This is a genomic window from Bradyrhizobium sp. SYSU BS000235, assembly GCF_049747295.1.
GTDB lineage: Bacteria > Pseudomonadota > Alphaproteobacteria > Rhizobiales > Xanthobacteraceae > Afipia.
In genome coordinates this window covers 1,927,306-1,950,916 of the sequence record NZ_JBMHJM010000001.1, presented here as the reverse complement: position 1 = coordinate 1,950,916, position 23,611 = coordinate 1,927,306, and the positions used below count along the sequence as shown (strand labels likewise).

Genomic DNA, 23,611 nt, shown 5'->3' with positions numbered 1-23,611 from the left:
GCCTTCAGAGCGGGCCATCATTCACGCCATCGCCGGTCATTGCGACAATCTCTCCATCACCCTTAAGCGCCTCGACTATCGCCAGCTTCTGCTCGGGCATCACCCGCGCAAAGATGCGGGCCGAACGCAAGCTGCCTCGGAGGCTCGCGGAATCCATGGCCGCGATCTCCCGCCCCGTGACAACGCCCGACTCGATGGGAATGCCAGCAGAGCGTGCGATCGCCCTGGCCGTTGCGGGATGATCTCCCGTAATCATGCAAACTGAAATTCCCGCACCATACGCTGTTGAAATTGCGTCTGCGATGCCCGGACGAATGGGATCTCGAAAGCCGATTAAGCCTTCGAATTGAAACGTCGGTTTAGTTAGATCATCAGGCGTTTGAGTTACGAGAACGCAGGAGGCAACGCCGAGGACTCTCAAGCCTTCGTCTGCCATTTGGCCTAGAACTGAGACCAACTGGGCTCGATCTTCCGAAGCTATCTTGCAAATTTGAAAAATAGCTTCAGGCGCTCCCTTTGCAGCAAGGAACATGTCGTCTTCCCGCCGCCACGCGTTGATGACAACCAGCAAATTGGGGTCAAGAGCGCGCTCGCGCGCCGGCGTGCGGTCGAGTATTCGGAGCTCATAGCTTGCGTTCGGCGCCAATTGATGAGTGGCGATATCCATGGGGTCGGTTGGATAGACCGGAGATGCCAAAGCCGCGACTGCCAGAACTGCCGATGGCCCGGATGCGCGATCAGCCTCATCGTAAAATGTGCCATTCCTCCAGACGGTCGCGATCGACATTCGGTTTTCGGTGAGTGTGCCGGTCTTGTCGACACATAAAGAGGTTATTGCACCGAGCGTCTCAATGGCTGCGCCGCGGCGGACCAGAACATGTCTTTGTGCTAATCGCCAGGCGCCGAGCGCCATGAAAATCGCCAGTACCATCGGGAATTCCTCGGGTATCAAAGCGATCGAGAGCGTAATTCCGGCAAGCGCGCCGCCAATCCAATCGTGGCGCAGAACGCCATAAGCAACAATCACGACCAAGCAAAACGCGATAGCGAGAATACCGAGCTGCTTAACCAGCCTCGCCGACGTACGTTGCAACGGCGTCGGCTCGGATTGCAGGTTTGTCAGGGATGCCCCAATTCTGCCGATCTGTGTCTTATCACCCGTCGCGGTTATACTTATTACGGCGTCTCCTCGGACAACGAGCGTCCCCGCGAACACTTTCGCGCTTTCTTCCGGGCGATTGCGATCAGCAGCATCTCTGATGGCGGACTTTATGAGGGGAACGGATTCTCCTGTCAGTAGCGACTCGTCGATAGCGATGGGTTGTTCTGAAACGAGCTCTCCATCGGCGGGAATTCGTTCGCCGGCAGCCACTAAGGCGATGTCACCTGGCACGAGTTCACTAGCTCGAACGCGATGGTGTCCTCCATCTCGGATGACTCTGGCATAAGGCTCCGCCAAGGCGCGCAGGGCGAGTAACGCGCGTTCGCTCCGTGATTCCTGGAAGATCACTAATCCCAATGAGACAACGGCACCGGCGGAGATGAACAAGCCCTGACCAAGGTCACCAAAGATCAGGTAGAGACATGCGGCCAAGAGGAGCAGGACAAACGTCGGCTCCCGCATTGTATCTTTGATGATATCGAGGATGGTCCGCGGCCGAGTATCGTTGATAAGGTTTGGGCCTGTGCGAAGGAGCCGCTCTTCTGCCTCCTTCGCACTTAGCCCCTGGAGATTAATCGCTTTCGCGCTGCTGGAGGTGCCCATCGCGAACGGTACTCCCGAGGCGCAATCCTGGGATGATCAGTGCGAAAGCAGTAGCGGAACTGGCGGCTTCGCGAGCATCGATCGGGTAGCTCCTCCCAAGACAAGTTCCCGAAGCCGTGAATGTGCGTACGCACCCATCACCAATAAATCGAGATGTAGTTTGTTTGCGAAGTCTTCCAGGACTCTTCCAATGTGCTGGCCTGCCGCATCAATCTCATGAATCTCTACATTTACGTTATGCCGGGCGAGGTAGGTGCCAATCTCATGCGTCTTGCGCGTAATGTCGAACACCTTTTCATTGAGGACGGTCACGACATGTACGGTCTCGGCTCGCTCCAGGATCGGCATCGCGTCCGCGACAGCACGCGCTGCGGGTCGGCTATAATCCCATGCGACTCCCACAGATTTTAGGGCTGCATTCGCTAAGGTGCGCCCCTCTGGCATCAACACGACCGGTCGAGCAGAATTGAAGATGACCGCCTCCCTGTCCCACTGATCAACAAAATCTCCGGCAAGCGCTGGAAGAATGATCAGATCTTTCAGCCTCCCGTATTCAGCGATTAAAAGGGAAATCTCACCGATGGGCGCCCGCTCCTTGATCATTTCATGTGGTATTCCGCGCTTCTCCGCCAATTGACTGCAGAGATTGACAAGCACGCTCGCGTTCTGAGCACTTTTCCCCATTTCGCATGCCGCCATCCCTGGAATGTCGATCAAGACATTTCCGAGAAACGTACTTGGGAGCCGGATAAGGATTTCTGGTGCGAGAATGGAGATGCGGCAACCGAGACGCTCAGCCAAGCCGACGCTCGACGCGATGAAGCCGTCCGTTGTCGGCGTCGGATATGTGCGCAACACTAGCATCGCATCTTTGATCGCCATTTTCATCTCGATTCGGAGCTTGCTGACTGAGCGGCGTAATTCTGCAGGACTCGCGGTTTGAGAACTTGAGCTAGATCAAGTTGGGGCTGCTCGCCACACGTAAACGTCAGTCGTGTTCTTCCAAGCAAGGCGACGATGTTGACCACTCACCCAGACTTGCTCGTCAAAGATGACCCGGAATGTCTGACGTTGATTTCGAGCGGCCCGTGGAACGCGCAAAATGCTGATGTTCTGCAGGACTTGCTCCAGAGCGCATCGGCGCGGGTTGTAGACGCGAAAGCCGTTCAATTCAATATTGCGGACCTATCAGAGCTCGACACGATTGGGGCATGGTTCATTGAAAGAACCTTGCGATTAGCTGCAAAGGCCAATCGTCCTGCGAGCCTTGTGGGTGTCGCAGAGCGTTATGCCGACCTCATCGGTAAAATGCGTAGTGTTAACCGCGATGAGATTTCAGGACTTCCCAAGCGAACCACACTAGTTTCAGGGGTCGAAAAGCTCGGTGCCTCAGCAGCGAACACTCTTAAAAGCGGCTCCATTTTCTTGAGCATGTTGGGAGCCATCGGTCTCGCCGGTGTCGCCATCCTGTCCCGGCCGAAGTCGTTTCGCTTTACGTCCCTTATCTTTCACATCTATCGAGTTGGCTGGCAGGCGATCCCGATCATAGCGCTCATAACTTTCCTGATCGGTGCGATCATTGCTCAGCAGGGAATCTTTCACTTCCGCAAGTTTGGTGCGGAATCCTACGTGGTCGACATGGTCGGCATCTTAGTCCTGCGTGAGATCGGAGTCTTGATTGTCGCCATCATGGTGGCTGGCCGTTCGGGCAGCGCATACACGGCGGAACTCGGCTCAATGAAAATGAGGGAGGAAATAGACGCACTTGTCACCATGGGACGCAGTCCAGTGGAAGTGCTGATTTTACCCCGGGTAGTCGCGCTTATCATTTCTCTGCCAATACTCGCATTTCTGGGCGCCATGGCGGCGCTGTACGGGGGAGGAATGATTGCCTGGCTCTATGGCGGCATGAGTCCCGCAATCTTTATCGCTCGGCTTCACGACGCAATTTCTGTCACACATTTCGAGGTGGGACTGATCAAGGCGCCGTTCATGGCCCTTGTCATTGGCGTTGTGGCTTGCAGCGAGGGCTTACAAGTGAAGGGCAGCGCGCAATCGCTAGGGCAAAAGACAACGACTTCAGTGGTGAAATCCATATTTCTCGTCATCGTTCTAGACGGCGTGTTCGCGATCTTCTTTGCATCAATAGGAATGTGATGATGGTCGAGGCCCCAATCCCATTCGTCGTTAGTGTGGAAGATCTCGTGGTCGGCTTTAAGGACCAGGTGGTAATCAACCATTTGTCCCTTCACGTTCGGAAGGGCGAGATCCTGGGATTAGTCGGCGCCTCAGGGGGCGGGAAATCGGTTCTGATGCGCACGATCATCGGGCTCATCCAAAAGCGCAGTGGCTCGATCGAGGTCCTCGGCCAAGCGATCGATGGTGATGAGCCGTTGCAGGTGACGGCTGGGCGCTGGGGCGTTCTCTTTCAACAAGGCGCGCTTTTTTCGTCCCTGACGGTGCGGCAGAACATCCAATTTCCGTTGCGGGAAAGTTTGGCGCTTCCCGATGGCCTGTTGGATGAAATCGCCAACGCCAAACTCAACATGGTCGGGCTGTCTTCCCGGGACGGAGACAAGTTTCCGTCAGAGTTGTCGGGCGGCATGACGAAGAGGGTTGCACTGGCTAGAGCGCTGGCGCTCGATCCGGCAATTGTCTTCCTTGACGAACCGACGTCCGGATTAGATCCGATTGCGGCAGGCGACTTCGATACATTGATAAAAGCGCTGCAAAAAACATTAGGCTTAACAGTGTTCATGGTGACGCATGACCTCGCCAGCTTGAACACGGTCTGTAATCGCGTCGCTGCGCTTGCCGAAGGACGAATTGCGGCACTCGGGACAATGGCAGAAGTGCTGCGTTCAGAGCACCCCTGGGTGAGATCATATTTTCATAGCGCACGCTCCCAAATGCTTCAGCCGAGGGCTGTATGATGGAAACACGGGCACCGTATTTAATCGTTGGGGCTCTAATCTGCGTAATCATCGGCGCAGCATTCGGATTTGTTTACTGGCTTCATAACGTTGGCGGCTTAGGTCCTCGGGCAACCTATTCTGTTAGGTTCAATGGATCCGTCCCCGGGCTACTTGTCGGCGCGGGCGTTCTGTTTAACGGCATCCGCGTTGGTGAGGTCACTAGCTTGTCGCTGGTGCCCGATGATACACATCGCGTTGACGCCAAGATAAGCGTTGCGGTGGGAACGCCCGTTCGTCGAGACACAAAGGTAAGCCTTGAGTTTCAAGGATTGACTGGGGTTCCTGTCATCGCTCTTGAAGGCGGAGAAGCCCGTCAGGAGCCGACCGGCACGTGGCAATTGGTTGCGGAGCCGGGTGCCGGCCAGAGCATGACACAAGCGGCTCGAGATGCTTTGAGGCGGATGGATACCGTCCTGGCCGACAATTCTTCTTCCCTACAAGCGACAATCTCAAACCTGCGCACATTCTCAGATGGCTTGGCTCGAAACACGAACCGTATTGACGGGATCCTGGGCGGACTGGAACGAATGACGGGCGGAGGGGCGGCGCCGCCCAAGGCGGTCTACGATCTTAAGGCTATAGCCGCGGGCCCGGCCCTTGAGCGCCCAATAAAGGCACAGGTCGTTGTCACCGACCCCACGTCCATCGTGTTATTTGATACACAGCGCATCCTCATTGAGGAGAACGACGGCCGTATATCTCATTTTGAAGACGCCCAATGGGCAGACACCATTCCAAAGCTCATACAGGAAAAATTGATCCAGAGTTTCGAGAACCTCGATATCGCGAACGCGCCGGTCCGGGCGACGGAGGGGATCAACGCGGATTACAAATTGATGATCGACATCCGCCGGATGCAGATCATCACCGTTGAAACTCCTGCCGCCGAAATCGCACTTTCAGTCCGATTAGTTGGTGCTGATGGCAAAGTGATCGCATCGCGTATATTTCAAGAAAGCTCTAAGATAGGCGAAATGGACGCTCGCACAGCAGCATCCGCATTGAACGAAGCGTTCGCAGCGCTTGCCCGCGAGATTATTTCATGGACAAGTCAATCACTGTGACGAGGACGGTCCTCACGCAAGTGACCGACAGGCTGAGCTTCAGAGGAATACGACCTAGTCAATCCTCGATCGGTGTCGGCATTACGCGCAAGTTGTTGGTGACAGATCTTACCCCTGGAGTGTTCTCGGCGGCGACGCGGATGGCATCGCGTTCCTTGTCGTCATAGACAATGCCGCTGATATCCACATTGCCTTTACTGACATGAACGCTGAATATTCGGCGTCCCCAAGAATGCGCGGTAATCCTGCGATCGATTTCGCGCTCAAGCATTGCATCTGTTTCATTCGACGAGATCAGATCCTTTGTGTTTGCAAGCGCTTGAACCAAGTTAGCGCGGGTAACGATACCGGCGAGATGTCCGTCCTCGATCACGGGAACGCGTTTGATGTGATGTTTCTCAAATAGTCTCGCGATATCGCCAAGTGATGTTTCAGGAGAAACGGTCACGACGTCCGTCGTCATGACATCACGGACCTTTCGAGCATGTGATTTAGTATAATCGGCGGCTATCTGACGTTCGGTGGTAAATAGCTGTAGCCACCAGGATCGTCTCGACTGGGTCCTCAACTCTCCTCTATGCAACAAATCCCCTTCCGAGAGGATTCCTGCGAGGTTTCCGTTCTGATCGGTAACAATGACGGCGCTAATCCCGTTACGCACCATTGTTTCGGCTGCGTCCCGCACATCGACATCGGCCAAAACGCTGACGAGACGCTTGGTCATAACATCCTTTGCTCTCATCGGAGATCTCCGTCGGTTTGTGAATAGTCGCCAGCGGAGATTATGCGGCCCGAGGTGGGCGATTTTGATTCCGATCAAAACCATCGACAAAGAGCCGCTCTAGTTTGGCTTCGAGTGAAGGCACGTTCAGAGAAGCGCGATGCGAAGCATTCGAGAGGAAGTTTTCGCGAGAACGACAGCTACGATTTGAGGCGGAAACTCCCTGTGACCGATTGCTCGGATTCTGGGGCGGCTGACCTTCTTGGCAAACAAGGAGCGGACGCAGCCTCATAGGTCGCAGAAATCAGGCGGGTGGCTGGGAGGCAGCATAGCGAAGGATTGCAAAAGATTTGGACCAGAGAGAGACAACGAGGAATCAACGCTATGTACGATCGCACCTCAATCGCATCATGGAATCTCGTTGCCGACGGCGTTGACTGCGGGTTCAAGATCTCTAATGCCGTCGCAGATACTGTTAAGGACCAGTTTGAATGGACTACCGATTTCCTCACGGTAACGTTTCGTAAAAGCCCGTAGAGCGACCGGTGCGAACTACCTCGATGCAGTCTGGTTCGAAGCCGACATCAAGTCGATTTTGGGCGAGCGTTAAGGCGCCCGAGGGCGTATCCGATTGGACTTCAATCTCCCTCTGAAGACACTTGAAGCTATGGCCCTGCGAGTTCAAAAGTGTCTTGTAAAAGTTCACGCGATAGTCAGACATCGGACTCTCCCGTTCTTATAACGATCACAATAGCATCGAAGCCACAGAAGAACTTGAGGGAGATCAAAAGGGACTGAAGCAAAGTACTCAAATTTGACGTCGATCAATTATCATCAAATGGTTCTCCCGTTTAATGGCGGTCTTTCGATCGAAGGAGATCCGTCAATGCCCCTGTTCCCAAATAGCGTTGTGACTCCCAGGGAAGCTTATAGCCCTGACCATTGGCGTAAGCGGTCGGAAATGACACGCGACAAGGCAGCCTGCATCAGCAATCCAGTCGAGCGATCACGTCTGCTGAAAATCGCAGTCGAGTACGATAGGCTGGCGTGCTATGCGCAGAAGGTCGCAGAGTTATCTGAAAGCCCGCCCACCGATCCTGGGGAAGCTCGCCGGGATTCCTGATTAGCTTGCTGCCCCGCCCACGCGGGGTTTCTTTTTTCGGCGGACTTGATGCGTGTCAACTTGCCTGGGAGAGTTGGACTTAGCCTCTCTAAAAATGGGAGGATCGTCATGTACAGAGTTGTAGTCGAATGCCCTTCAACGAATAAGGCCGTCTATACGGGTCTAACCACGAATGAAGCGGAATTTCCCGGTCTGTTGAATGTTCCCCGCCAAGTGCAGTGTCCTTATTGCGGTGGAGCTCATGTGTGGTTCAAACACGACGCAGTAGTGAGCGGTCGCCAACCCATAGGAGGATGACATGAAATCGCTTATTCCCGTTCATCGCGAAACGCTGCCTGGTCGTCGAATGGTCAGCCCATTCCTGGCCCTGCAACAAGAGATCGACAGCTTGTTCGAAGGGTTCACCCGAGGGTTTAGCCCAAGTCCGTTTCAATCCCTGGTTCCGAGCATGGACGTCAGCGAGACCGCGAAGGAGATTGAAGTCACAACGGAACTACCCGGTCTTGAAGAAAAGGATGTTCAACTGAGCGTCGCAGATCAGACCCTATCGATCCGAGGGGAAAAGAAGAGCGAGCGCGAGGAAAAAGATAAGGACTACCACATGGTCGAACGAAGCTATGGTTCGTTCTCGCGCACCGTGGAATTGCCGCCCGGCGTCAATGCGGATGCGATCAAGGCGACGATGTCCAAGGGAGTGTTGAAGATCACGATTCCCAAGCCTGCTCCAGCTCAATCGAAGAAGATTGATGTGAAAGCGGCCTGACGTGCTCCGTTCAAACTTTACAAGGAAAGAGCCCGCTGATTAGCGGGCTCTTTCTCATACAAATTAAGGCAGAAGGCGCGACCTATTATCGCCTCGCGATCCTGACGGATGTTCCTTCTTAAAGATCTGATCAGCCACGGCATCCTCATCCAGTAGGACTAGCGCTCGGGTCCTACGACGCGTTGATCCGAGTCAAAAATCGCCCTTTCTGAAAATTCCTTTTGCATTCTTGAGCTGCGTCAATCGGCCTGGCGAAGAATCCGTAGACTGCTTGCATGAGGCAACTCGGAGAACAGCCATGAACGACAATCAACTTCGACAGAATGTAATTGATGAGTTCGAATTCGATCCTCGATTTTGCGGCGAGCATATCGGCGTTGCGGTCGAGAAGAATGTCGTGACGCTCACCGGACATGTGGAGAGCTACGCGGAGAAGCTCGCGGCGATTGCAGCGGCGCAACGCGTCAAAGGCGTGAAGGCGATCGCCGAAGAAATTGAAGTTCGGTATCCGTTTCAGAAGAAGACAGAGGATGACCAGATTGCGAAGCGAGCTATCGACATCCTGAATTGGGACGTCATGATTCCCGAGGACAGCGTCAAAGTCTTGGTTCGTGACGGATGGGTTACTCTTTCAGGCGAGGTCAACTGGCAATACCAAAGGAAGGCGGCCGAAGACGATGTCAGAAAGCTATCCGGCGTCCGCGGCGTAACCAACCAGATTGCTATCAGGTCCCGTGTCGACGCGTCTAATGTCAAGGGCAAAATCGAAGCTGCGTTGAAACGCCATGCAGAACTTGAAGCGAATGCAATTCGCATCTCGGTTCAGCAGGGAAACAGAATTGTTCTCGAAGGCAAGGTTGACAATTGGGAAGAGCGCGTCGCAGCTGAAAATGCTGCGTGGTCCGCCCCCGGTGTGGAGTGGGTAGAGGATCTACTCACCATCAGATAGCTGGCCGCGGGTCCATCGCGCCCGGCGAACGGATCGAGGCCGAGCTATAGTGAGATATTCTCAATGGCTCGCCTCGGCGAACTTCTGCTTTCCAGTTACGGAGACAAGCCGTGTCTCGTTCGAAGTTCCCTAACGAGGTAAGAGGAGGCGCCCTCGACTACTTTGCGCTTGATGAACTCGCCTGCGCCGAACTTCGAGAGGCTAACGCGAAGTATTGGTCGTCATGCGCGGAGAAGACAAGACGCATGAGGAGGCCAGCCTTGACGAGATCGTCGGCCGGATGGACTTGCACCGAAACAGCGAAGTTCTCGTCGTTTGCGGAAACAAAGTAATTGGAATTGTAAGCCGATTTGAAATGATCGCAGCATTGGAGCGAAAACTGCATAGTATTCTCGCAGAAGGAGATCACCGACATCTGCGGGCTGGATAGGTCTTACTGGGAGAACTGGAAGCTGGAGAACAAAAGTGAGTGTTCCCATCTCTCAATTTCTCTAGCCCAACTTCAAAGTCACGGAAGCCAGTATAGGATCAGAGGGATCGGCGGTTTGTTCGAAGCCAAGCTCGCGGCACATCTCCAGCATGGTGCTATTTTCCCGAAGAACTTGACCATGGAGGGATCGAAGCCCTTCCGATCGAGCATATTCGATCAATGTCTGCATCAACGCCCAGCCGATGCCCTTGCCCTTCAGATCGGAGCGTACGAGGATAGCGTATTCTGCGCTTTCATAGACCGAGTCGGAATGAAACCGAGCAACTCCTAGGATGTTGTGGCTTTCATCACACGCGGCGAATGCCATCGAGCGCGCATAGTCCAACTGAGTTAGACGTGCCACAAACTCGTGCGTGAACTCGCGGATAGTGCTGAAGAACCGTGTTCTCAAATCATTCTTCGTCACATGTTTGAGCATGTCGAGGAGTGCGGGCTCATCTTCGGGACGAAGTGGCCTGATCAAGAGCGTTTCGTGTTGCTTTGGCTCAACTCGACGCTCCCACTGCGACGGATAAGGCCGGATTGCGAACCGCGCGTTGCCAGGGCCGCCAAACCGTGCTGTCGGCGGACCGATGGCAATTCGGGCATCGACCGCGATAACACCCGTTTCATCAGCTAGAAGAGGATTGATATCAATTGCCTTGATCTCTGGTAGATCAGCGGCGAGTTGTGCCAATTTGACCAGCGTTAGCAGGATCTCGTCCATTTTGACCGCGGGGACGTCGCGATACGCTCCCAACAGGCGCGAAACCTTCGTGCGTCCCACTAGATCCCGTGCCAGATTTGTATCAAGTGGCGGAAGCGCTAAAGCCTTGTCATCCAGGATCTCGACGGCGGTGCCTCCGCGGCCAAATACGATCACGGGTCCGAAGGTCGAATCCTCTGAAAATCCCATGATCAATTCGCGGGCTTTTGGTCGCACGATCATCGGTTGGATGATGAAGCCTTCAATTCGCGCTTCGGGACGCGCGGTCTGTGCTCGCTCCAACATTTTACGTGCGGCGTCACGAACACCATCAGCATCGATAAGATTGAGGGCAACACCGCCGACGTCGGATTTGTGGACGATATCCCGCGAGTGAACCTTTACGGCGACCGGATGTCCCTTCTGAAGGAACGGCCGTGAGCTGCGGGCCGCTTCGTCTGGCGTTCTTGCCGCGATCGTTGTCACCATGGGTATGTGGTAAGCATCAAGGAGTTGCTTGACCTCGAGTGGATCTAGCCATTGCCTATTGTCGCTGATGGCAGCTCGAACGACCGCCCTGGCAGTGTCTATGGCCGGGACAAACTGATCGGGTACGCTCGGCGGAACGTCCGAAAGGGCTCGCTTCGCGACCGCATAATTTCGCAGGTAAGAAAAGCTGCGAACAGCATCATCCTCCGTTGGAAAATTTGGAATTGCGGCCTCGTCGAGTGATTTCAAGGTGGCATCATCGGCGCCTACCCAGACGGCCAAAACAGGCTTTACGGGCCGGTTCGCCTCGCGATTCGCTGAGACAACGCGAGCAACCTCTTTCGCAATTTCTGCCGACGAAGCGATAGCAGTCGGAACATTCATCACTAGAACAGCACCACTACCAGAATCCCTCAGGAGAACTTCTAGGGCCTCTCGATATCTTGCTGGATCAGCGTCACCCCCGATATCCACGGGGTTGGACTTCGACCAGCTTGCCGGCAGCACCCCGTCCAAAGATCTCCGTACATCGGCCGACAACTCAGCCGGCGCGCCGCCTAACTCTGCCAGTCGGTCGACCGCGAGAACTGCGAGCCCTCCGCCATTCGTCAGCAGCGCGAGACGTTTGTCCAAAGACGCAGGATATCGGCTCAAGATTTCGGCGCAGGCAAACAATTCGCGCAAATCAAGCAATCGCAGCATTCCTGCCCGTCGAAATGCGGCATCGTATACGGCATCAGAGCCCGCCAGTGCGCCGGTATGGGTCGCAGCTGCTTTCGCTCCCTGAGACATGCGGCCAGATTTCACTACGATGACTGGTTTAAGACGCGCCGCAGCGCGAGCCGCGGACATAAATTTCCGAGCATTCTTGATCGCTTCGACGTAAAGAAGGATCGCTTCCGTTTCTCGATCGAGAGCGAAGAAGTCGAGCGCATCGGCAATATCGACATCGAGTTGGTCGCCGATGGATATGATTCCCGAGAACCCTACGGATTTCTGGGCCGCCCACTCCACCATACCTGCGACGATGGCGCCAGATTGCGAAATAAGCGCAAGGCGCCCCGGCTTAGGTGTATGTGCGGTAAAGCTCGCGTTGAGATTGGACCTTGGGCTGATGATCCCAAGACAATTTGGCCCAATCAGACGCATCCGATGTTCGCGCGCCGCCTTCTCAGCACGGTTTGCGAAGGATTCGTTGCCGTGACCTAGTCCGGAGCTAATGACAACGGCACCCGGAACGCCCAGTCTGCCCGCTTCCTCGATGATGTTCGGAATTGCAGACGCCGGCGCTGTCACGACGATTAAGTCAGGCAGGAACGGCAAAGTTGGGAGCCCCGCATACGTGGTAACACCTTCAATCTCGCGATGTTTGGGGTTGACGACTCCGATATCACCGACAAATCCGGCCCCGCGAATGTTCCGCAAGACGGCTGCCCCAACCGAGCCCTTTCGCAAGCTTCCTCCAACGAGCGCAACCGAGCGAGGATTGAGGAGCCTCTGCATGTTGTAAGTCGACATCGGGGTCCACGCTTGCCGAAGGAGCGTTGCCGTCCCGACCACCATAAAGATGATGCGCGTCCTGGCCTTGAGGTGGGTCAAATTCGATAGCCCAAATGGCAACCGCGATCACCAAAGCCGGCAGCGGTGATCGTGGATGTACTCATAAATGAGTGGCCCCCTGAATACAGGCAGGCGAACTCCGTTTTGATCGGCAGGGGACGTCGGCATGTCCGCTAGGGGCCAGAAGCAAATCATCAGCTTCTGGTACAGCTCGCGGCGTTGGGCGCCGCTGTGGGTCCGGCTCGGCTACGCGGGGCTAGGCGGCGTTGCGAGGTGTGGAGGGGCGCCCGCCACCGCTTTGGCGATCGGCGCGTGCCGATGCACCGATGATCTCGCCGTCTTCTTTCACGAACTCTCCGATATCCGGATTTGGCAGGATAGCGAGCACGGCCTCCGACGGACGGCAGAGTTTGACGCCTTCGGACGTGACGACGATGGGCCGATTGATCAGGATCGGATGGGCGAGCATTGCGTCGAGCAATTGATCGTCCGAGAGCGACGCATCACCGAGGTTCAACTCCGCAAAGGGCGTGCCTTTCTCGCGCAGTAGCGCACGCACGGACATGCCCATCGCCGCGATCAGCTCCTTCAAGCGCTCGCGAGACGGCGGCGTCTTGAGATATTCGATAATGGTCGGCTCGACGCCGCTCTGGCGGATCATCGCCAGCGTGTTACGTGACGTCCCGCAGTCAGGGTTGTGATAGATCGTGACGGTCATACGCGCGCATCCACTTTCTGCTGAGCGGGCGCAGCAGATTCATACCAACCGCGCGACGCTTTTACGATTTTGACTACTGAGAGCATCACCGGCACTTCCACCAGAACGCCCACGACAGTCGCGAGAGCGGCACCTGAGTTGAGGCCGAAGAGGCTGATCGCAGCCGCGACTGCCAACTCAAAGAAATTGCTGGCGCCGATAAGGGCTGCGGGCGCTGCCACGCACCAAGCAACGCCAAACCGTCGGCTGAGCCAATAAGCAAGGCCCGCGTTGAGATAGACCTGAATAAGAATTGGCACAGCGAGGATTGCGATCACGATGGGCTGCGCGAGGATCTGGTCGCCCTGGAACCCAAACAAAAGAACCAGCGTAGCGAGCAGCGCGATCAGAGATACCGGCTGCAAGACATGCATCGTTCGATCGAAGGAGCCACTCGCCAGCAGCGAGCGCCGCCATAGTTGGGCGATGACAACAGGAACCACAATGTAGAGCGCAACCGAAAGCAGCAACGTGTCCCACGGAACGGAAATGGATGCGACCCCAAGCAGAAGGCCGACGAGCGGAGCGAACAGGAAGATCATCAGCACGTCGTTCAGCGCCACCTGGCTCAAGGTGTAGTGCGGCTCGCCATTGCAGAGGTTGGACCACACGAAGACCATCGCCGTGCACGGCGCCGCCGCCAACAGGATCAGCCCTGCGATGTAGGAGGGGATTTGCGCCGAGGGCAGCATGGGCGCAAACACATGGCCGATGAAGAACGTGCCCAGCAACGCCATGGAGAATGGTTTCACAGCCCAGTTGATGAACAGCGTCACCCCGACACCACGCCAGTGCTCGCGCACCTGGCCGAGTGCGCCGAAGTCGATCTTCAGCAGCATGGGAATGATCATCAACCAGATCAGGACCGCCACCGGCATATTGACCTTGGCGATTTCGGCTCCGGCAATCGCGCCGAACGGACCGGGCATGATATAACCGAGTGCGACGCCTGCAACGATGCACAGCGCCACCCACAGGGTGAGATAGCGTTCGAAGATATTCATGTCATGCCACATCCGGACGGCGCGATGTTGCGCCTTCGCTGTTACCGATATCTCGCAGCGTGGTGCCGAGCGACAATTTGTCGATGCTGCCGAGAGGCAGACTGAGGAAACTGCCTAAACGGTTCTTGAGATAACGGAATGCCGTAATGAAAGCGGTGTGCTTTTCCAGGTCAGTGCCTTCCACAGCAGCGGGGTCTTCAATGCCCCAGTGCGCGGTCATCGGCTGCCCCGGCCAGACCGGGCATGTTTCGCCCGCCGCGTTGTCGCAAACCGTGAAAACGAAATCCATGACCGGCGCATCAGCCGCTACGAATTCCAGCCAATTTTTGGAGCGCATGCCGTCAGTCGGATAGTTAAGGCTCTCAAGCACTTTGAGCGCGAATGGATTGACCTGGCCCTTGGGGTCGCTCCCTGCGGAGAAAGCGCGGAAGCGGCCTTGGCCGTCCTTACGCAAAATAGACTCCGCGAGAATGGAGCGTGCGGAATTTCCAGCGCAGAGAAACAGCACATTGTAAATTTTGTCAGACATGGGATTTCGCCTTGGTCTTCTTTTGCGGAGGGCAGCAAGGTGTGAGGCTTTCAATCAGCGGCGCGCAGATGTCCGTATGTCCGCCACAGCAGTCCTGCAGCAGGAACAGCGCGACCTCGCGGAAGGCGCCGAGATTGGCGCGGTAGACGATGGAACGGCTTTGACGTTCCGCCGTGACGAGGTTGGCGCGGGTCAGGATCGCCAGGTGCGAAGACATGGTGTTCTGCGGCACCTCGCACAGGCGCGCGAGTTCGCCGGCCGCGATGCCATCGGGCTCGTATTCGACGAGCTTACGGAAGGCGTCCATGCGCGTGGTTTGGGCGAGGGCGGCCAGCGCCGCGATGGCTTGTACGCTATCCATATATCCAGAATAATGGATATATCGGCTGGGTCAAGTAGATTGACAAATGCGAGTATTTCGATAATTCTAGAAATATGAACAGAAGGGATGACGCCTTTGAAGCTGGATGATGCGGCTGCCCGTCTCGAAGCGCTTGGTAATCCGACTCGCCTGAAGATCTACCGGGCGTTGGTCCGCGCCGGGCATTCGGGAATGCCGGTCGGCCACTTGCAGGACAAGCTCAAGATCGCTGGTTCCACTCTCTCTCATCACATCAAGGCGCTGGTCACCGCCAATCTCGTGACGCAGCAGCGCGAAGCGACCACGCTGCGCTGCGTCGCCAACTACGACACCATGCAAGGCCTGGTTGACTTCCTTGTCGCTGAGTGCTGCGCCGATGAAGTCGGATGCAAGGACACAAAGAGCGCAGCGTGAGTTGTTGCGTCTCTTATTTCGATATTTCTAGTTTGACAGGAGCATGCCATGGGCCAAACGAAGACGGTCGCGATCATCGGAGCGGGGCCTGTGGGGCTTGCCGCCGCCGCGCATGTGCTTGAGCGCGGGCTGATGCCGGTAGTGCTTGAACGAGGGCCGGATGCAGCCCATGCCGTAAGACAGTGGTCGCACGTGCAGCTGTTCTCGCCTTGGGAATACAACGTCGACAAGGCGGCAGCACGGCTTCTCGCAGATATCGGCTGGAACACGCCAGAGCCGGCAGAGTATCCAACCGGTGGCGAGTTGGTTGAACGGTACCTTTCACCGCTTGCGACCCAAACGGTGTTGAAAGATCACATTCGATTGTCGAGCCGTGTCACCTCAGTGAGCCGCGTCGGTTTCGACAAGCTGAAATCGAAGGGCCGCGAAGGTGCGCCATTTGCGCTACGCTATGAGAACGGGGCCGGCCCGAAGGTTTTGCTGGCTGATGCCGTCATCGATGTCTCGGGAACGTGGTTCACGCCCAATCCCGGCGGCCCCAATGGCGTTGCCGCCGTCGGCGAAAAAGAACTCGCTACCCATATTCGTTACGGCATGCCGGACGTGCTGGGCAAGGATCGCAGCCGCTATGCAGGCAAGATCGTAGCTGTGCTCGGCGCTGGACACTCGGCGGTCGGCACACTGCTTGACCTTGCCAAGCTGAAAGAACATGCGCCGACAACCGAACCGGTCTGGCTGCTTCGTGGCAATAATCCCGCCAAGGCTTTCGGCGGAGGCGCGAACGACAAGCTGGTGGCGCGTGGCGAGCTTGGAAGTGCTTTTGCGGCGATGGTCAGCAAAGGTGACATCCGCGTCGAGACCGAATTCCAACTATCGCATATCGGCGAAGCGAATGCGCGGCTACGGCTTGGTGCGGGATCGTCTTGCTGCGGACGGCGTATCACGGCGGACGAAGTGATCGTCGCTGCCGGTTTCCGTCCTGATTTCGATTTCTTGCGCGAGTTGCGGCTCGAACTTGATCCAGCGGTCGAGGCGCCGCCGAGGCTTGCTCCGTTGATCGACCCGAACGAGCATAGCTGTGGCACGGTAAGGCCGCACGGGGCAGCGGAGCTTTCGCAGCCCGAGCCCGGATTTTATTTCGCGGGAATGAAGTCGTATGGACGCGCCCCGACGTTCCTGATGATCACGGGTTATGAGCAGGTTCGCTCCATCGCCGCCCACATCGCTGGAGATCATGAGGCGGCTGCGCGGGTCGAGCTCGACTTGCCGGAGACCGGTGTGTGCACACGCGGAGTTGACGCAACTGCGTCGTCATGTTGTGGCGGCCCGGTGCCCGAGCGCGGCGATGCCTGTTGTGTAGAGGACGCCATTGCCAAGGACGAAGGCAAGTCCGGTTGCGGTTGTGGCTAAAGATAAAGAAGCGAACATCGCGTGAATAAGAAACAGCTTCCGCTCATCCTGGCGCTCGGCACGACACAAACACTGGCTTGGGCATCGAGTTACTACCTTCCGGCGATCCTCGCAGACCCAATAGCGCACGAGCTTGGAATCTCGGTTAACTGGTTCTTCGCGTTTTTTTCCACAGCGCTGGTAATTTCGGGGCTGCTCGGCCCGCGTGTCGGACGCCAGATCGATCTGGTCGGCGGCCGTCAGGTTTTGTCGATCTCAAATCTTGTATTCGCGGCGGGGCTGGCGACGCTCGGAAGCGCGCACTCGCTGCTCGTGCTTTCAATTGCGTGGCTTTTCCTCGGGATCGGCATGGGCCTCGGGCTCTATGACGCGGCCTTCGGCGCGCTTGGCCGCATCTACGGCGACAAGGCGAGATCAGCCATTACCGGGATCACGTTGCTCGCCGGATTTGCCAGCACGATCGGATGGCCGCTCTCCGCATGGGGGCTTGAGACGATTGGGTGGCGCAGCACCTGCCTTGCATGGGCTGCCGCGCATATCGTGATTGGTCTGCCACTCAATCTTTTCTTTTTGCCGCAGGTCGCGCGCAGCGCAACTCCTGAGATCGATCAGCCCAAACCGCATATCCCGATTGACCGCACGATGATCCTGTTGGGCTTTACTTTCGCGGCCGGATGGACGGTGGCCGGCGCAATGGCCGCCCACCTTCCGCGCATTCTCGAAGCCGCTGGCGCGACGAGCGTGCAGGCGGTGGCTGCTGGCGCCTTTATCGGCCCAGCCCAAGTGCTCGCACGTATCGTGGAAGCGAGTTTCCTCAACCGATACCATCCGCTGATCTCTGCGCGTCTCGCTTGTCTGACGCATCCCATCGGCGCGGCCATTCTCGCGATGTTTGGCGGCGTGGCGGCCACCGCTTTCGCGATCTTCCACGGCAGCGGCAACGGCATTCTCACCATCGCACGGGGCACGTTGCCACTCGCGATCTTTGGCCCGGAAAACTACGGATACCGGCTCGGCATCCTTGGTGCTCCGTCGCGGGTTTTGCAGGCCATGGCCCCTCTGGCGTTCAGTGTTCTGATTGATTGGATGGGCGCAGGTGTGCTGATGGTCACGTCGGTGTTGAGCCTGTCGGCATTTGCCGCGATGTGTTTGGTGAGGGCGAAGCAGCCTGAGGCCGCGAGTGTCATCGTCAATTGACGTAGGCAACGGGAGGCGCTGTCTTGTTCGTGTCGGTCGCTATGTCAATTTGCGAACGAAGAACAGTCCAATCAATCCGACGAGCGCCAACTGGCCAAATCCGAGCCCCAACCGAGTGCTGGATTGCCGCTGGCAAAGTCGAGCGGGTGGACGTCCGAAATAACTGGGCAGAGCGGACATGCTCCGCCCAGTTCTTGAGGGAAGATTTGGGAAATTGCCGACAAAAGGAGCGGTGCGCAGACCTTAGATCTCTCCGCTTTGGGTCGATATAAGGCGGATGGAGGCAGGACCTTCTATGTTAGCGCTCGCATACCTTTGCGCGGCCGAAATGAGATTTTCCACGCCGGATTTATTGTACGAGGGATGCGCCGGATTTAGGTGCAAGCAAGTTTCGACGATCATCACTCGGGTCATCCCAGAGGGTAGAACATCAACGGCGAATGATACGAACGATACGTGCGGAGCTTTGAAAGGCATTGGAGCCGCTCTCACAGACGTCGAACGTAGATGGCGCCCCAGCCAAGGCCGAGCGCGGCGGCGACAAGCGAGCCGAAGAGTACGCCTAGCTTAGCCGCCCTCAACGATCCTGGATCGGAGAAGGCGAGCATCGAGATGAAGATCGACATAGTAAAACCGATGCCAGCGAGCAGGCCGACCAGACAAATACCCCCCCACGAAACTCCTGGCGCAAGCCGACACCACCCCAGTCGCACCGCGACCCAGGTCGCGCCGACGATGCCGAGCGGTTTCCCAACGATCAAGGCAAGTGCAGTGCCCGTCATCACGAGATAGCCGTCGGCGGACAGATCAACGCCCGTCAAGCTAACGCCGGCATTCGCCAGCGCGAAGATCGGCATCACGCCGTAAGCCACCCAGGGATGCATTGCCATCTGTAACCGCGACACCGGCGGCAACATCTCGCGGTGAGCTACGTGAAGGTCTCGTAGCGGTTGCTCCAAAAGGTGCGGATCTCTTGCCTTTACCGCGCCGTTTCGCAACTGTTTGAGCACTCGCGACATTATTTCCAGCGGCGTTTCCCGCATCGGTAAGGGGCGTGCCGGAGTGATCAGCCCCAGCACGACACCTGCAAGGGTTGGATGTATCCCGGCTACCATGAACCCAATCCAAACTAGAGACCCGGGCAATACGTAAAAAAGCGCAGAACCGATCCCAATCCGCTGAAATCCTAAAACCGCGAGTAACCCAATTGAGACGATAACGAAACCGCCAAGCTGAAGACTGGCGGTGTAGAAGAGGGCAATGATCAGTACCGCTATGATGTCGTCGATGATTGCCAGAGCAAGCAGGAAGACCCGCACATTTGCCGGGATCGTTCGTCCAAGCAGCGCGAGTACCCCAACAGTAAATGCGATGTCTGTCGCGGTCGGCACGGCCCAGCCTTGCGCTCTAGCCGGATCGCTGTTGAGGCTCAGATAGATGAGCGCCGGGACGATCACGCCACCAGTTGCTGCAACCAGCGGCAGTATGGCTTGGTCGAAGCTACTCAGTGCGCCTTCATGGGCCTCGCGCCGAATCTCCATGCCTACGACGAGGAAGAAGATCGTCATCAGCGCGTCGTTGACCCAGAAATGCAATGGCCGAGAAAAAACGTGTTCGCCGACACCAATTGTGAGCGGAAGGTTCCAAAAGTCGTGATAGCTATGGGCGAATGGAGAGTTGGCCCAAATCAGTGCAGCAGCGGCGGCTACGAGAAGCACGGCACCGCTGACAGCTTCGACATGCAGGAAACGATAAAAGGTGCTGAGGGCCTGCTCCGCCAGTCGCTGAGCTTTCGGCAAATCGCTAAATAGAGGGCTGTGGTTCATGGGGCGCACGCTTTCCGCGTGGCGGCCCGACCATCGCTTAACCTGTCGCTGCTCTATGCAGCGAGCACCCGAACGTTGTTATACATCGCGACCGGGACATTTCAACCGTAGAACGGTGCCCGCCAGGGCACTTCTGCTCTGTCCTTGAATACACCTAGTCTGTCCAGAACTACGACGAACCGATTGCTATTCCGACTCCGAGCACAATGATTCCTCCCAACACGACCTGAAATGCGGCTTGAAGAAATGGTGTGTCCATATAGCGAGCGCGGATAAAAGCGATCGCCCAAAGCTCGAAGAACACGACAATGGCTGCGATCGTGGTGGCAACCCAGAAGGCGTTCGGCCATCCATCCGGAACCAAATAGGGAAGAGTATGACCTAGCCCGCCCAGCGTCGTCATGATTCCGCAGGTGGCTCCACGCAGCCAAGGAGATCCGCGACCTGTCAAGGACCCATCATCAGACAGGGCCTCGGCGAATCCCATGCTAATGCCTGCTCCAATGGAAGCGGCCAACCCAACCAGGAACGTCTGCCAATTCTGATGGGTTGCGAAGGCTGCGGCAAAAAGTGGGGCCAATGTAGAGACGGAGCCGTCCATCAAGCCCGCCAGACCAGGCTGGATATATTGCAGAACGAACACTCGCCTTCCTATCTGGTCTTCCTTGGATCGCACATCGGGACTTAAGATGCGATCTGTCAGCTTTGCCGCGAGTGCGGCATGATCCTTTTCCATCTCTGCGAGTTTACTGAGCAATTTATGTACGCCCGGATCCCCCGCTCGTTCGGCGGCCTTTGAATAAAAGCGCGCAGCTTCAAACTCCATCGTCTCGGCTTCACGGCGAATGGTATCGAGCGGCAAATTCTTGGTCAGCCAAATGGGGCGACGTCGCAGAAAGCCCTTCACATTTTCCCGGCGAATGGGGGGCAACGCGGACCCAAAGCGGCTCTCATACAGCTGGTGCAGCAGATGATGATGGCTTTTCTCTTCTTCAGCCATTTCCTCGAAAATCTTTGCTGAATCGGGGAATCGACTTTTTAAGTCTTCCGCGAAGCTCATGTAGATACGGCTGTCTTCTTCCTCAGCCGCGATCGCAACAGCCAAAATCTCGCGTTCGCTAAGGTCCGCAAAGCTCTTCATGGCCGGCTATCCGAGGAAGACGATTCACCGTCCCAATGCCAATTCCTTACTTCTGGCATGTCGAGGCCGTATGTCTCTATGTATTGCTGATGCTCGACGAGCTTGTCTCGAATTGCCTGCTTCGCATAGGCGGCAGACGCACCAAGTTGGGGAACACGGTCGATTACGTCCCCGACCAGATGAAATCTATCGATCCTATTCCGGACGGCCATGTCAAACGGAGTGGTTGTCGACCCTTCTTCCTCATAGCCCCGCACGTGAAAATTTGAGTGGTTGGCTCGTTTGTAAGTCAATCGATGGATCAACCAGGGATAGCCGTGATAAGCAAAGATCACCGGAGTATTCGTCGTGAATATTGCATCAAAATCTTGATTGCTTAATCCGTGCGGATGTTGATCCTTCGATTGTAAAGTCATCAAATCCACCACGTTGACCACGCGAACCTTAAGAGTTGGCAAGTGCCGCCTCAAAAGAGTGACGGCTGCGAGTACTTCAAGGGTGGGGACGTCTCCGGCACAGGCAAGCACGACATCAGGCTTGCTTTCAAAATCGGTACTTGCCCAGGTCCAAATCCCAATCCCCTCAGTGCAATGCTTGGTGGCGGCATCCATAGAAAGCCACTGCGGGGAAGACGCTTTGCCGGCTACGATGACGTTAATTCTATCCCAGCTGCGAAGGCAGTGATCGGCGACATAAAGCAGCGAATTTGCGTCCGGAGGAAGATAAACGCGGACGATGTCAGCTTTCTTGTTCACGACATGGTCGATGAAGCCCGGATCTTGATGGCTGAAGCCATTATGGTCTTGCTGCCAAACGTGGGACGTCAGTAGATAATTGAGTGAGGCGATCCGTTGGCGCCAAGGTACTTCTCTTGATGTTTTTAGCCACTTCGCATGTTGGTTGAACATCGAATCAACGATGTGAATGAATGCCTCGTAGCAGGAAAAGACGCCGTGCCGGCCTGTCAGTAGATACCCTTCTAGCCATCCCTGACACGTATGCTCACTAAGAACCTCCATCACGCGCCCGGCTGGTGAGAGATGATCGTCTTCCGGAATAGTTTTGGCATTCCAGGACCGATCAGTCACCTCGAACACAGCCTGCAGACGATTCGACGCTGTTTCGTCGGGTCCAAAGACTCGGAAATTCCTGTTCTCCTCATTCGCTTTCAACACCTCTCGTAAGAAACTTCCAAGGAGACGCGTCGCTTCGGCATTGATCTGGCCAGGCGCTTTGATATCGATGGCAAACGATCGATAATCTGGAAGTCTAAGGGGTCTGTTCGCCGAGCCACCTTTTGAGTGAGGATTGGCGCTCATGCGTCTTTCGCCGGCGGGCGCGAGCGCAGCTATTTCGGCGCGAAGGCGGCCTGAGGAATCGAAAAGATCTTCCGGGTGATAGTCTCGCAACCAGTCTTCGAGTAGTTGCAAATGACCATGTTTTGCCATGTCGCTGAAAGGTACCTGGTGAGACCGCCAGAAATCTTCGGTCTTCAGCCCATCGACCACTTTTGGTCCTGTCCACCCTTTGGGCGATCGCAAGATAATCATCGGCCAGTTTGGTCGTCCAGACTGCCCTCCCGACCGTGCGGCTTTCTGAATAGCTGCGATATCGGACATTACATGTTCGATCGCCGATGCCATTTTCCGATGCATCTCTAAGGGATCAGTGCCTTCCACCAGGACTGGCGCATAGCCATAGCCTTCGAATAAAGAGCGGAGTTCTTGGGGAGGTATGCGCGCCAATATAGTTGGATTCGCGATTTTGTAGCCGTTGAGATGGAGTATCGGGATGACTGCGCCATCGGTCGCGGGATTCAGAAACTTGTTACTATGCCAAGATGTAGCAAGAGGACCTGTTTCCGCTTCCCCGTCACCGATGACGCATGCGGCAATCAAATCCGGATTGTCGAATACCGCTCCGTATGCATGCGACAGCGAATAGCCAAGCTCGCCGCCTTCATGTATCGAACCCGGCGTCTCCGGAGCGGTGTGGCTCGGTATCCCTCCTGGAAATGAGAATTGCTTGAAGAGGCGGCGCAGCCCATCTTCATCCAACGTGACGTCCGGATAGAGCTCGCTGTAGGTCCCCTCAAGGTATGCGTTGGCGATAACCCCGGGCGCGCCATGACCGGGTCCTGTCACGAATAGAATATTTAGACCATGCGCTTTGATCGCACGATTGAGATGAACGTAGATGAAATTGAGGCCAGGGACTGTGCCCCAGTGTCCCAACAAGCGAGGCTTAACGTGGTCGATTTTCAGCGGGACACGCAGTAGAGGATTATCAAGCAAGTATACTTGGCCAACCGAGAGATAATTAGCGGCACGCCACCAGGCATCAACGAGCCGAAGCTCTTGTTCCGACAACGTCTCAGCTGATGTCATG

The 23,611-nt window shown here is 56.2% G+C and carries 19 protein-coding genes; 8 read left to right on the top strand and 11 right to left on the bottom strand.

What is annotated here, in order from left to right; all coding sequences use genetic code 11:
• Positions 1 to 4 precede the first annotated feature (4 nt).
• On the bottom strand, positions 5 to 1,765 hold the full coding sequence (locus tag ACP0KA_RS09050) for a cation-translocating P-type ATPase (RefSeq protein WP_424628478.1): 1,761 nt from the start codon (positions 1,763 to 1,765) through the stop codon (positions 5 to 7).
• A gap of 36 nt (positions 1,766 to 1,801) precedes the next feature.
• On the bottom strand, positions 1,802 to 2,647 hold the full coding sequence (locus ACP0KA_RS09045) for a universal stress protein (RefSeq protein ID WP_424628477.1): 846 nt from the start codon (positions 2,645 to 2,647) through the stop codon (positions 1,802 to 1,804).
• Between the two features lie 138 nt (positions 2,648 to 2,785).
• Here ACP0KA_RS09045 and ACP0KA_RS09040 point away from each other — a divergent pair, with 138 nt between their 5' ends.
• From ACP0KA_RS09040 to ACP0KA_RS09030, 3 genes are read left to right on the top strand one after another with little or no spacing between them, the layout of a single operon-like run.
• Positions 2,786 to 3,922 (top strand): MlaE family ABC transporter permease, encoded by a 1,137-nt coding sequence (locus ACP0KA_RS09040; protein WP_424631531.1) that lies wholly within the window; start codon positions 2,786 to 2,788, stop codon positions 3,920 to 3,922.
• A 2-nt stretch (positions 3,923 to 3,924) separates the two neighbouring features.
• Entirely contained in the window at positions 3,925 to 4,698 is a 774-nt protein-coding gene (locus tag ACP0KA_RS09035) for an ABC transporter ATP-binding protein (protein ID WP_424628476.1), read from the top strand.
• A complete protein-coding gene (locus ACP0KA_RS09030; protein WP_424631530.1) occupies positions 4,698 to 5,804 on the top strand; it encodes an ABC-type transport auxiliary lipoprotein family protein in 1,107 nt (368 codons plus the stop codon). The genes ACP0KA_RS09035 and ACP0KA_RS09030 overlap by 1 nt, the downstream gene beginning before the upstream one ends.
• A 58-nt stretch (positions 5,805 to 5,862) precedes the next feature.
• Here the strand turns inward: ACP0KA_RS09030 and ACP0KA_RS09025 are convergent, their stop codons facing one another.
• The gene (locus tag ACP0KA_RS09025) at positions 5,863 to 6,546 is read right to left on the bottom strand and encodes a CBS domain-containing protein (protein WP_424628475.1); all 684 of its coding nucleotides are present in this window, start codon (positions 6,544 to 6,546) and stop codon (positions 5,863 to 5,865) included.
• 1,400 nt (positions 6,547 to 7,946) lie between these two features.
• On the opposite strand from ACP0KA_RS09025, the gene ACP0KA_RS09020 reads away from it, so the two are divergent.
• Positions 7,947 to 8,411, top strand: coding sequence for an Hsp20/alpha crystallin family protein (locus tag ACP0KA_RS09020; protein WP_424628474.1), 465 nt, complete (start codon positions 7,947 to 7,949; stop codon positions 8,409 to 8,411).
• 298 nt (positions 8,412 to 8,709) lie between these two features.
• Complete coding sequence (locus ACP0KA_RS09015) at positions 8,710 to 9,360, top strand: BON domain-containing protein (protein WP_424628473.1); 651 nt, start codon at positions 8,710 to 8,712, stop codon at positions 9,358 to 9,360.
• Between the two features lie 491 nt (positions 9,361 to 9,851).
• Here ACP0KA_RS09015 and ACP0KA_RS09010 read toward each other — a convergent pair whose 3' ends face one another.
• The 5 genes from ACP0KA_RS09010 to ACP0KA_RS08990 all read right to left on the bottom strand — a co-directional run bounded on the left by ACP0KA_RS09010 (position 9,852) and on the right by ACP0KA_RS08990 (position 15,235).
• On the bottom strand, positions 9,852 to 12,542 hold the full coding sequence (locus tag ACP0KA_RS09010; RefSeq protein ID WP_424631529.1) for a GNAT family N-acetyltransferase: 2,691 nt from the start codon (positions 12,540 to 12,542) through the stop codon (positions 9,852 to 9,854).
• A 298-nt stretch (positions 12,543 to 12,840) separates the two neighbouring features.
• On the bottom strand, positions 12,841 to 13,302 hold the full coding sequence (gene arsC / locus ACP0KA_RS09005; protein WP_424628472.1) for an arsenate reductase (glutaredoxin): 462 nt from the start codon (positions 13,300 to 13,302) through the stop codon (positions 12,841 to 12,843).
• Complete coding sequence (gene arsB / locus ACP0KA_RS09000) at positions 13,299 to 14,345, bottom strand: ACR3 family arsenite efflux transporter (protein ID WP_424628471.1); 1,047 nt, start codon at positions 14,343 to 14,345, stop codon at positions 13,299 to 13,301. The genes arsC and arsB overlap by 4 nt, the downstream gene beginning before the upstream one ends.
• Position 14,346: 1 nt before the next feature.
• Positions 14,347 to 14,874: an arsenate reductase ArsC gene (locus ACP0KA_RS08995; RefSeq protein WP_424628470.1), complete on the bottom strand. Its 528-nt coding sequence runs from the start codon at positions 14,872 to 14,874 to the stop codon at positions 14,347 to 14,349.
• Positions 14,867 to 15,235 carry an ArsR/SmtB family transcription factor gene (locus tag ACP0KA_RS08990; protein WP_424628469.1) on the bottom strand — a complete coding sequence of 123 codons (369 nt, stop codon included), beginning with the start codon at positions 15,233 to 15,235 and terminating at the stop codon, positions 14,867 to 14,869. Before ACP0KA_RS08990 ends, ACP0KA_RS08995 begins: the two co-directional genes overlap by 8 nt.
• A 96-nt stretch (positions 15,236 to 15,331) precedes the next feature.
• Here ACP0KA_RS08990 and ACP0KA_RS08985 point away from each other — a divergent pair, with 96 nt between their 5' ends.
• The 3 genes from ACP0KA_RS08985 to ACP0KA_RS08975 are packed head-to-tail and all read left to right on the top strand — an operon-like array spanning position 15,332 to position 18,256.
• Positions 15,332 to 15,649: an ArsR/SmtB family transcription factor gene (locus ACP0KA_RS08985; protein WP_424631528.1), complete on the top strand. Its 318-nt coding sequence runs from the start codon at positions 15,332 to 15,334 to the stop codon at positions 15,647 to 15,649.
• 48 nt (positions 15,650 to 15,697) lie between these two features.
• Positions 15,698 to 17,059 carry an FAD-dependent oxidoreductase gene (locus ACP0KA_RS08980; RefSeq protein ID WP_424628468.1) on the top strand — a complete coding sequence of 454 codons (1,362 nt, stop codon included), beginning with the start codon at positions 15,698 to 15,700 and terminating at the stop codon, positions 17,057 to 17,059.
• 21 nt (positions 17,060 to 17,080) lie between these two features.
• Entirely contained in the window at positions 17,081 to 18,256 is a 1,176-nt protein-coding gene (locus ACP0KA_RS08975) for an MFS transporter (protein ID WP_424628467.1), read from the top strand.
• A 488-nt stretch (positions 18,257 to 18,744) separates the two neighbouring features.
• Here ACP0KA_RS08975 and nhaA read toward each other — a convergent pair whose 3' ends face one another.
• From nhaA to ACP0KA_RS08960, 3 genes are all read right to left on the bottom strand, one after another.
• On the bottom strand, positions 18,745 to 20,082 hold the full coding sequence (gene nhaA / locus ACP0KA_RS08970) for a Na+/H+ antiporter NhaA (protein WP_424628466.1): 1,338 nt from the start codon (positions 20,080 to 20,082) through the stop codon (positions 18,745 to 18,747).
• Between the two features lie 169 nt (positions 20,083 to 20,251).
• Positions 20,252 to 21,223 carry an iron exporter MbfA gene (gene mbfA / locus ACP0KA_RS08965; protein ID WP_424628465.1) on the bottom strand — a complete coding sequence of 324 codons (972 nt, stop codon included), beginning with the start codon at positions 21,221 to 21,223 and terminating at the stop codon, positions 20,252 to 20,254.
• A complete protein-coding gene (locus ACP0KA_RS08960) occupies positions 21,220 to 23,610 on the bottom strand; it encodes a phosphoketolase family protein (RefSeq protein ID WP_424631527.1) in 2,391 nt (796 codons plus the stop codon). The genes mbfA and ACP0KA_RS08960 overlap by 4 nt, the downstream gene beginning before the upstream one ends.
• Between the last annotated feature and the right edge of the window lies 1 nt (position 23,611).